The 10,278-nt window shown below is 39.3% G+C and carries 10 protein-coding genes and 1 pseudogene; 10 read left to right on the top strand and 1 reads right to left on the bottom strand.

The genetic code is table 11. The features are described from left to right. Window positions 1-190: 190 nt before the first annotated feature. Window positions 191-685: an HU family DNA-binding protein gene (locus B5F25_RS15700; RefSeq protein WP_087250644.1), complete on the bottom strand. Its 495-nt coding sequence runs from the start codon at window positions 683-685 to the stop codon at window positions 191-193. Between the two features lie 279 nt (window positions 686-964). Here B5F25_RS15700 and B5F25_RS15695 point away from each other — a divergent pair, with 279 nt between their 5' ends. The 10 genes and pseudogenes from B5F25_RS15695 to B5F25_RS15650 all read left to right on the top strand — a co-directional run bounded on the left by B5F25_RS15695 (window position 965) and on the right by B5F25_RS15650 (window position 10,263). Beyond that, window positions 965-1,378 (top strand): hypothetical protein, encoded by a 414-nt coding sequence (locus B5F25_RS15695; RefSeq protein ID WP_087250642.1) that lies wholly within the window; start codon window positions 965-967, stop codon window positions 1,376-1,378. A gap of 107 nt (window positions 1,379-1,485) precedes the next feature. Further along, complete coding sequence (locus B5F25_RS15690) at window positions 1,486-1,803, top strand: transcription-repair coupling factor (protein ID WP_087250640.1); 318 nt, start codon at window positions 1,486-1,488, stop codon at window positions 1,801-1,803. Window positions 1,804-2,008: 205 nt separating this feature from the next. Further along, window positions 2,009-3,319 (top strand): SIR2 family protein, encoded by a 1,311-nt coding sequence (locus B5F25_RS15685; protein ID WP_087250638.1) that lies wholly within the window; start codon window positions 2,009-2,011, stop codon window positions 3,317-3,319. A 32-nt stretch (window positions 3,320-3,351) separates the two neighbouring features. Beyond that, window positions 3,352-4,890 (top strand): annotated as a pseudogene (locus tag B5F25_RS15680) (lipopolysaccharide biosynthesis protein). After that, window positions 4,887-6,041 carry a Coenzyme F420 hydrogenase/dehydrogenase, beta subunit C-terminal domain gene (locus B5F25_RS15675; RefSeq protein ID WP_087250636.1) on the top strand — a complete coding sequence of 385 codons (1,155 nt, stop codon included), beginning with the start codon at window positions 4,887-4,889 and terminating at the stop codon, window positions 6,039-6,041. Before B5F25_RS15680 ends, B5F25_RS15675 begins: the two are co-directional and overlap by 4 nt. 88 nt (window positions 6,042-6,129) lie before the next feature. Next, window positions 6,130-6,510 (top strand): hypothetical protein, encoded by a 381-nt coding sequence (locus B5F25_RS15670; RefSeq protein ID WP_087250634.1) that lies wholly within the window; start codon window positions 6,130-6,132, stop codon window positions 6,508-6,510. A gap of 1 nt (window position 6,511) precedes the next feature. Next, on the top strand, window positions 6,512-6,916 hold the full coding sequence (locus B5F25_RS15665) for a PIN domain-containing protein (RefSeq protein ID WP_087250632.1): 405 nt from the start codon (window positions 6,512-6,514) through the stop codon (window positions 6,914-6,916). Between the two features lie 87 nt (window positions 6,917-7,003). Beyond that, complete coding sequence (locus B5F25_RS15660; RefSeq protein ID WP_087250630.1) at window positions 7,004-8,080, top strand: polysaccharide pyruvyl transferase family protein; 1,077 nt, start codon at window positions 7,004-7,006, stop codon at window positions 8,078-8,080. Between the two features lie 3 nt (window positions 8,081-8,083). After that, window positions 8,084-9,073: a glycosyltransferase gene (locus tag B5F25_RS15655; protein ID WP_087250628.1), complete on the top strand. Its 990-nt coding sequence runs from the start codon at window positions 8,084-8,086 to the stop codon at window positions 9,071-9,073. Between the two features lie 5 nt (window positions 9,074-9,078). Beyond that, entirely contained in the window at window positions 9,079-10,263 is a 1,185-nt protein-coding gene (locus B5F25_RS15650; RefSeq protein ID WP_087250626.1) for a glycosyltransferase, read from the top strand. The last annotated feature ends 15 nt before the right edge of the window (window positions 10,264-10,278 follow it).

Here is a 10,278-nt window from a genome sequence, read left to right as displayed (position 1 = left end):
GCGATTTTTTGGTCCTTTCCGCTCCTGTTCTTCGTCAGATAGCCCGCTATCTTCCTCATCACAGAAGCGAAAATGCCTCAAAAACTCATCCCAAATCATCGCACGATAAATTCAAAACAACTTCTAAATTAAAGAATCCGCGTTAATCTGCGGAAATCCGCGTTTCAGAAAGACTTGGAAAAGGAAAGAATCACACGCCGGGTTCTTCCGGAACAGAAGCAGTCTTCCGTTTCGCCGCTTCCAGGTCCACAGTAGCTTCGCCCGACTTTTCAGCCTTCAGCGTAGCCTTCTGTGCCAGACGGCTTGCTACCGGAGCAAATTCGGCACGCGAGCGCAAGTTTTCGAAGTCCTCACCGGGAGTAAACACGATATTTACCGTCTTGATGTTGGATGCAGTAAATTCTTCCATCGAAACAGCAGGTTCACAAGTGAGGGAAATACCAAAGGTGCCCAGTTCACCGAACTGCACTTTGCAGCCGTTCAGCAGCATTTCGACCAGGCAGGCACACGTGTAACTCACCACGCCTTTCACCGTACCGCGGGTAAACACTCCGTTGTGATCGGCGATGTGTTTCACGAACTCGTCAAAAGTCATCGTTTTGGTTACTTGGTTTTTGGCGTATGCCATTTCAGTTGCTTCTTCGTCCAACGGGTTTCTCCATAAATAGGTAGAGTAATTAATCATACTTTAAACTGTTTTTTAATGGTTAAACTTAAGTGTCAGTTTGTAAGTTTTTAAGTTTGTTAGTTTTTAAGTTTGTTTATTGGCAACTTTGAAACTCAAGAACTAAAAACTCACCAGATGTTGCGCGCTTCATCGTTCTGACAATGCAAAGATACGGCACCGGAAAGGCGAAATCAATTCGGTCGACAAGCGTTGACAAACCATTGACAACCGGTTGAGAAAACAAAGCTCATAAGCTATCCATTATTAACTGTTAATTATTAACTATTAACTATTGTCGTGTCCGACATAACCATAAACATAAACGGAGGAAACAACCAGATCCTCCCCAACGCTACGGAAGCCGTGCAGAATTTCTACGGCAGATACTTTCCGGAACATCCGCTTCCCGACAAGTCCGATCAGGAAACGGAACCTCCCGAAGCGCAGAAGCTTGCCCTATATATAAATAAGGAGAACCTCGGCCGTTACCTCTCCCTCATCGGCGAGTGCCGGTCGGCTACCGAGCTGGCACGTGTCGTGGTAGAGATGGTGGAACAAGAGCCCAGGCTCTTCCCCGAAGAAATGGTGAAAGAACGCTTCATCAGCCTCCTGCTGCCTTTCGCGTCCAAACTTGAAAAAGGCAAGACCATCGACAACATCCGTGCCCGCATCAACGACGCATGGATGAACCGTCCCAAGAAACGTCCCTGAACCTGTCTGAAAAGACCGCCCTGTCATGAACCCGATACTCATTCCAAGAGGACAAGTCACCGGGAAACTTTACGCATTTCCGGCATTTCACTTGAAACTCTTGGCTAATGAAAAAAAGCGCGTTCATAAAGAAAATAGCGGAAGCAGTCATCGAATCCATCCGGGAAGAGCATTTTGAGATACCTTATCTCAGGCAGATAGCCGCCGCTCAGGAATACCTGAATGCAAACCGCAATGCCGACCTCTCGCACGTGAAGTGCCTTCTCCGCTGGATAATGCCCAAGGAGTACCACGATGAGATAGACAAGCTCCACGAGCGGGAAGACCCCAAGTTTGTCTGCATCATCAACGGCGGCCAGAACCTCATCGCCCCGAACGCCCGGCAGGCGGAACAGACCATACAAGATAGTATACCCGAAAAATGAATATATACTGCATCGGCAGTTGGATATATACTGCAACTGCCAATGAATATATACTTCATCCGCCGATGCAGTATATATCCTTGAAAAAGGAGGTATAAAAGCAGGTGTTCACCACAGAAGAAAATTCTAAGGACTCCGTTCGCCTCCGTGTCCCCTGTGGTGAATTCTTAAAACAACAATAGAATAATACTAACTTACCGATAGTATGGAAGAGGAAAAATACCAAAATTTAATAGAAGTTTTTAGGAATAAAAGGAATGTAGAATTTGAATACCCGTTTAAACTTGAAAAAGGGTATAGTTATTATGCAGATATATACGTCAAAGAAGAATGTAAACTGCCTAATGGGAAAGTAATACCGCCTAGTACTATAATCGAAATAAAGGAAAGATTGTTGTTTGACACTCTATCCCGTTATAAAAAATTATTTGAGGGAAATAAAGAAAAATGGGAAATCAGTCATTTCTACATCTTTTACAAAGAAAGCCGTATCCCACAGCCGTTTATCCGACAATATACCAACGGGAATTTTCAGGTACACTCAATAGATGAATTCTTCTCGGAAAAACATCAAGCTGAGTCTTATCACTATTATTATTGGCATGAAAATGATGACAAGACAATAATAAATCAAGCGCATAATGCTGTTATGCAAGGCCGTGTCACATTATTTTTAGGCGCGGGTGTCAGCCGTGATGCAGGTTTGCCGGCATGGGATTCCTTATTAAAGGATCTATTGAACGAATATCAGCAGAAAAAGAAATCTTCTATCGGACAAAATAATTACAAAAGTGTAACTGACCAATGTGCCAATTCATCTATCATAACGGCAAGATACATAAGGACCGGATTGGATTTATCTTCTAAAGACTACAAATTCATACAAATGATTCACCAATCGCTTTATAAAAAGAAGAAACAACCCCAGCTATTAATAGACGCCATAGCTGAAGCTGTACGGAAATACCACCAGGCCAATTTAAATTACGGCATAGAAAGCATCATTACTTATAATTACGATGATTTGGTGGAGCAAGCATTGGACAAACGGAACGTTAAGAATCTGTCTGTTTACGAAAGCAACAGAGTGATGCAAAATGAATTCCCTATATATCACGTGCATGGCATCATCCCCGAGCAACAGGGAAGTAAAGCGATAACTCCTACTGCAATCTTATGTGAAGAAGATTATCACGAAGTTTATAGGGATGCATACCTGTGGTCGAATATAGAACAATTACATGCATTGAATAGAAACACCTGTTTTTTTATCGGATTATCCATGACCGACCCTAATCTGCGCAGGTTGTTAGATATTTCACAAAAAAGGACGGATGGCAAAGCCAATCATTTTGTTTTTATGCAAAAGAAACCTTTTGACTCAACATCATCCTCCAAACAAGACAAGGAAAACCGGAAAATCCAGCAACAAATCCTGAATGAATTGGGATTGAATGTCATTTGGTTTGATAAATTTTCAGACCTGCCTAAACTTATCACGAGAATATTCAGCTGATAACCCTACATTTTTTACACCTGTTTTTTTTCATGACAAGTACTTCAGCAAACAACAAGCGCATAGCCAAGAATACGCTGCTGCTTTACTTCCGCATGCTCTTCATGATGGCAGTCAGCCTCTACACTTCACGTGTGGTGCTGAACGCCTTGGGAGTGGAAGATTTTGGTATCTACAATGTAGTCGGCGGTGTGGTGGCAATGTTTTCCATGCTATCCGGTTCATTGTCTGCTGCCATTACCCGATTCATTACTTACGAATTAGGAACAGGTAACAAGGAAAATCTGAAAAAGATATTTTCTTCATCCGTAACTATCCAGATAGGCTTGGCTGTGCTGATTATCTTGCTTGCCGAAGCGGTAGGCGTATGGTTCTTGAACGTAAAGATGAACATCCCTGATGCAAGGATTGTTGCCGCCAATTGGGTGTTTCAGTTTTCAATATTGACGTTTGCCATCAACCTGATTAGTGTACCTTATAATGCAAGTATCATTGCCCACGAGCGGATGTCTGCCTTTGCTTATATCAGTATCTTGGAGGCAATAGGAAAACTGGTGATTGCTTTCCTGATTGTGATCTCTCCCATGGATAAGCTGGTATTCTATGCCATCTTAATGTGTGCCGTGGCTTTGATTGTTCGCTTTGCGTATGGAATTTATTGCAAAAAGCACTTTGAAGAATGTACCTACCACTTCATCTTTGACAAGGATTTATTAAAGCGGATGTTCGGTTTTGCCGGCTGGAATTTTATCGGAGCGACTTCAGCCGTATTGCGGGACCAAGGAGGCAACGTGGTGATAAATCTCTTTTGCGGTCCTGCAGTCAATGCGGCTCGTGGAATTGCTTTCCAAGTAAACAATGCCATAAGTGGGTTTTGTGACCAATTTCATGACAGCCTTGAATCCACAGATAACCAAATCTTACGCGGCGGGCGATAGGGATTACATGATGACTTTGATCTATCAAGGTGCCCGGCTTTCGTTTTATATGCTGTTCTGCTTTCACTTCCCGTGTTGGTCAACACGCATTATGTATTAGGGCTTTGGTTGAAAATCGTACCCGACCATGCCGTGCTCTTTGTGCAGTTGGTGTTGGTATTCGCCATGAGCGAGTCTATCTCTAACCCGTTGATAACCGCCATGCTTGCCACAGGAAAGATACGTAACTATCAGCTTGTAGTGGGTGGGCTACAAATGATGAACCTGCCTGTGTCTTACCTGTTGTTGCGTATGGGAATGTTCCCTGAAGTGGTGATTGTTGTGGCAATAGTTATTTCGCAATGCTGTCTTGCCGCACGTCTTGTCATGCTACGGGGCATGATTGGGCTGTCCGTCCGGAAATACATGAAGAAAGTGTATATGAATGTTTTGATAGTTACGGTCATAGCCGCCATACTTCCCTTTCTGCTGTCCATGAAGTTGGAAGAGTCTTTCCTGAACTTTGTCCTGTTATGTTTTGTGGCTCTTATTTGTACGGGAATGACCATTTATTACGTAGGTTGCAACAAAACCGAACGACAATTCGTATTGAACAAATTACATACAATCAAAAATAAACTGAACAAAAGATGATTCAGATAACAGACAAATCGCAGTGTTGCGGTTGTACGGCATGTGCCAGCATCTGTGCGCATGACGCCATCACGATGCAGCCTGATGCATTGGGCTTTCTCTATCCGGTGGTGGATAAGGACAAATGCGTGGACTGCGGGCTGTGCGAGAAGGTTTGTGCTTTCAATGACCACTACGACACAAGTCTGAACCTTCCCAAGCCTGATGCCTACGCCGCACGCCATAAGGACATGAAAGAAGTGGAGACCAGCCGGAGTGGTGCGGCATTCATTGCCATATCCGATTATGTATTGGAGAATGGCGGTGTGGTTTATGGAGCTGGTTATGCGGACCATTTCCGTGTAGTACATAAACGTGCCACGACCAAGGAAGAACGTGATGAGTTCAAAGGCAGCAAATATGTACAAAGCGACCTGGATCATGTGTTCCGGCAAGTAAAGAAAGACTTGAAAGACGGTCTGACTGTATTGTTTTCCGGTACTCCTTGCCAGACGGCAGGGTTGAACGCTTATATCGGAAAGAAGCTGCGTGAACATCTTATTTTGGTTGACATAGTGTGTCATGGAGTACCGGGACCGTATTTGTGGCGCGATTACATCGCTTACCTTGAAAAGAAACAGGGAGACAAAATCTGTTGGGTGAACTTCCGTGACAAACAGGAGTATGGTTGGAAAGCACATCATGAAACGTTTAAATTTGTTAAGGGGGGGGGTAAAATGAGCTTTACATATTTGTTCTATCAACACATTATGTTCCGCCATTCATGCGGAAAGTGCCCTTACACCAATACGAAACGTCCCAGTGACATTACCATTGCAGACTTTTGGGGTTGGGAAAAGACAGATCCGAATATCAACAAGGATGACAAAGGCGTATCATTAATCTTGGTGAATACGGAGAAAGGACGTGAGATATTTGATGCAGTAAAAGACCGTATGACGGTTATCCCAGCAAAGTTAGAGGACTGTTTGCAACCTAACTTGCAACATCCGTCTGTCATCCATCCGAAGCGAATGAAATTTGAACAGGATTACCAATGCAAGGGATTTGAATACGTGATGAAAAAATATGGTGATATGGGGTGGAGACATAAGGTTGGAAAAATGAAAGGAAAAATGAGACGGATTGTTAAAAAGCTGATTGGCAAGTAATAATGTCATTAAACGTTTGCATGTTGTGAATAAAAACATTACCTTTGTTCAAAAGGTAAGTGCAATATAATACTAAGCGAAAAGCATCATGAACGAATACAAAAGTCATCAAGATAAAAACAAGGTTGCCCATGAAGCATGGGTAGCCTATAACGCCCATCATACCGATAGGGGGAAGATGTCTGTGCTCGACAGCACCTTGATGGATGAATTGCTGCGGCAAAGCGATGAAATAAAACTTTTAATTATCAATAAGCTTTCCGAAAGTCTGATAAAGCAGAAAGATGCGGAAAAAACTGAAAGTACAGTCGAGTTATCCAATAAACGCAAAGAGATAGAAGCCAAGTTGGATGAGCTTCATGTGACAGGCAGCTTGCGCCGCTTATTCGGGGCATCTCCTCTCATAGATGAAGATGATGATTGGAAGAAAGAGAAAGAAGCTTATTTGACGGCAAAATACGGGATGTGAAATGAGACTGTTTTTGGATACGAATGTGGTGGTAGATTCAGTGAAATTCCGTGAGCCATACGTGTATGCGATAGTCCCGATATTTCAAATGGGGCAAGCCGGAATCCATCAACTGATTATTTCCGACTTGACTTTTGCCAACGTAGCCTATCTGTCAAAAAAAGGATTATCACTTTTCGAATGGTATGACCTTCTTTGTGAATTGCGTTCGAATGTTCAGATTGTGCCTATTAGAGAAACTTGCATTGATGCAGCTTTAAAATTGAAAAGCAAAGACTTTGAAGACGCATTGCAATATTTTTCAGCCAAAGAAGCAAGAGTGGATTGTATCATTACCCGTAATAAAAAAGATTTTAATTTTTCAGACATTCCTGTACTGGAACCCATCGAGTTCATAGCAGAATAATTCACAGCAACTTATTTTTGTTTTTTACTAGGGAGACAGCCGTATGAGCGCATACGGTTGCCTGCTACTTAATTGCATTTACTGAATATGAGAATTGGAATTTTAACGTTTCATTGTGCCCACAATTATGGTGCAGTGCTTCAATGCTATGCCCTACAAGAAACATTAAAAGCCATGGGGCATAACGTGAAAGTAATCGATTATCGGCCAGAATTTTTATTGAACCCCTATAAAATATGGAATATCAATCGAAATAAGGATTATAATTCATTCTTTAAAAGACTGATATTGGAATGTTTAACGTTACACAGGGGTTTGGTCAGGTGCAGGGCTTTTGATTCTTTTATAAAAACAAGGCTCAATTTGACTAAAGAACAGACTATACCGTCTTCATTTGATGCCTATATCATGGGAAGTGATCAGATTTGGAATCCTCAGATAACAAAAGGTTTTCATAAGCCCTATTTTGGCTATTTTAATTTTCCAAAAGAAAACAGGAAATACATCGCTTATGCAGCAAGTATGGAAGCTTCCTCTTTAACCCAAGAGGCGAAAGCGTTTTATATGAAAGCATTGGATAATTTTAATGCTGTTAGCGTGAGGGAAAAGACATTGGCAGATTTGCTTCAACCTTTGACATCAAAAAAAATTGAAACAGTATTAGACCCGACCTTGTTGGCCAATACGGATATTTGGAACTCCATTGTGAAACGTCCTTTGTTAAATTGCAAGTATGTATTGGTGTATCAAGTAAGGTGTGATAAAAACACTCGGAGGATTGCGCAAGATATAGCTGACCAAATTGGAGCAAAAGTTATAGAAATAACAGCTTGGATAAATTGGAAATTCAAGAAAAACGTTTACCAATGTTGTTCTCCAGAAGAATTCTTAGGGTGGATAAAGTATGCCAGTTGCATTGTTACAACTTCTTTTCACGGAACTGCATTTTCTGTTATTTTCAATAAACCTTTTTATTGCGTCAAATTGGGAAAAGGGGATACGCGGGCTACTTCGTTATTGCACGAACTTGGATTGGAAAATCGTATGATAGAAAAAACATCATCTCCAAATTTTCGGTCGATTGATTATCGGCAGGCAACTATGAATTTAGCTGATTTGCAAAATAAATCTTATCAATATTTGGTTTCATCTTTAAATTTGTAAATAATGGATTCTCCTAAAATATCAGTTATTGTTCCTGTTTATAATGTGGAGCAATATTTACCTCGCTGTATTGATAGTATATTAGCACAAACATTTACTGATTTTGAATTGCTTCTGATTGATGACGGGAGCACGGATAATTCGGGGAAGATTTGTGATGAATATGCAAGTAAAGACAGCCGGATTCGGGTGTTTCATAAGGAAAATGGAGGTGCAACGCAAGCGCGTGCTTATGGTGTTAACAATGTTTATTCTAACTCATATATTTGTTTTGTTGATTCTGATGATGACATACCTTCAGATTCATTTCAAATTTTATCTAATTTTATGTTAGATAAATATGATATTATTATTGGAAGAGCAAATGATAAACCTTATAAAAAGAAGGAAATGACTGCTGAAGAAAATAGATCCTTTGCTATTTTAGGAAAAGTTATACCATGTTCTCCGTGGGCAAGATTAATTAGAAGAACTTTATTTTCAGTTGATACATTTGATATACCTAAAAGTATTATCAGAGGTGAAGACATGATAATGAATATAAAATTGGCATTCGCAAATAATAAACCAGTTCGGTTAGTTAATGCTAAAATTTATAATTATCATAAGAATAATGGAAGTATAATACAATCATTTAAGCCTAATTTAAGATATGAAGAAACTTTTGCAAAATATAAATTATTAGCAATCCCCTCAAAAGAATATCCTAAATATAAAAAAGAATATGTTTTATCAAAAATAGATGCTGTAATAGAAATTATAGATAAGACCTGTTCCAATAAAAGTATTAATTCTACAGAGTTTTATAAGTGCCTTATAAATGAAATTTATACAAATGGAATCAAACTCCCCTTTTGTACTCGAATAAAACTATCAGTTGATAACAAATGGCTTATATGTTTTGTAATTGCATTTGAAAGAATAAGAAATAAAGTAAAAAGAACTGCATTTCAAATGAATCTTATTTTCAATAAAATAAAAAAACAGAAATAATCGCAATGAATATACTTTTTTATTCATATTTTGATGTAGCACCTCAAAAAGGAGGGACAGAACGCATCACTGCAAGTGTTTCTACTGGACTACGGAAAATGGGTTGTCGGTGTTTCCTTGTTTATGACTGTGATGTAGATAAGACATTGACAAGAATACCATTTGATGGTAGAATGAAAGTAGGTCGTTTAACAAAGACTAATAATGCTGAAAGGTTTAAACAGTTTGTTATTTTTAATAAAATAAATGTCATTGTAATACAAGGATTATTTGACAAAGCAGCTCAAATAAAGAAAGTCATGACTGGTTACAGTATGCACATTGTTTTTGTTCATCACTTTAACCCAGGTGCTGAAGAGACTTTTTTTTCTTTCATGTCGGTTTATAAAAGTCTGCAAAATAACAAAAATGGAAAATTTAGAAACTTTGTTAGACTGATTTTATTCCCTATTCTAAAAATGAAGAATACAATCAAATTACATAAGAATTACCGAACTACATATATGGTTGCAGACAAGACAGTGCTTTTGTCGAAAGGCTTTATTAACGAGTTTATGTATTATGCAAGAATTAATGACAAAAGTAAATTTTATGTGATACACAACGCCTTGTCATTCAGCATGTATTTTGACATGTCAAAATATGAACAGAAGCACAAAGAAGTAATAGTAGTAAGTAGGCTTGAAGAACGTCAGAAGCGTATAAGCTTAGCTTTGAAAATATGGAGTGCGATAGAACAAATGCCTCAATTCAGTGATTGGAATTTATTAATCATTGGCAATGGAAGTGATGAAGAAAAATACAAGAAATTTGTAAGGGAGAAAGGTTTGAGTCATGTCTTTTTTGAAGGGAGACAAAATCCTGAACCTTATTATCAAAAAGCATCTATTTTTATGATGACATCCTCATTTGAAGGATGGGGACTGACATTAACTGAAGCGCAACAATATGGTGTTGTCCCATTAGCATTTAACAGTTATGCTTCAGTAAGTGATATTATAACGGATAAATATAATGGATATCTTGTATCCAACAATGATATAAACTCCTATGTGAAGTATCTTACTTTATTAATGTCTGATTATGACTTAAGGCATCGAATGGCTTTAAATTGTATAGAAAGTAGTAAAAGGTTTGAGCGACAACATATTTGTAATCAATGGATACAATTATTTAAACAATTGATGTGAGATGCGTTTATATTT

It is taken from the genome of Bacteroides sp. An19, from assembly GCF_002160215.1.
Lineage (GTDB): Bacteria > Bacteroidota > Bacteroidia > Bacteroidales > Bacteroidaceae > Phocaeicola > Phocaeicola intestinalis.
The sequence above is the reverse complement of the archived record's forward strand: the minus strand, read 5'-3'. Positions and strand labels throughout refer to the sequence as shown.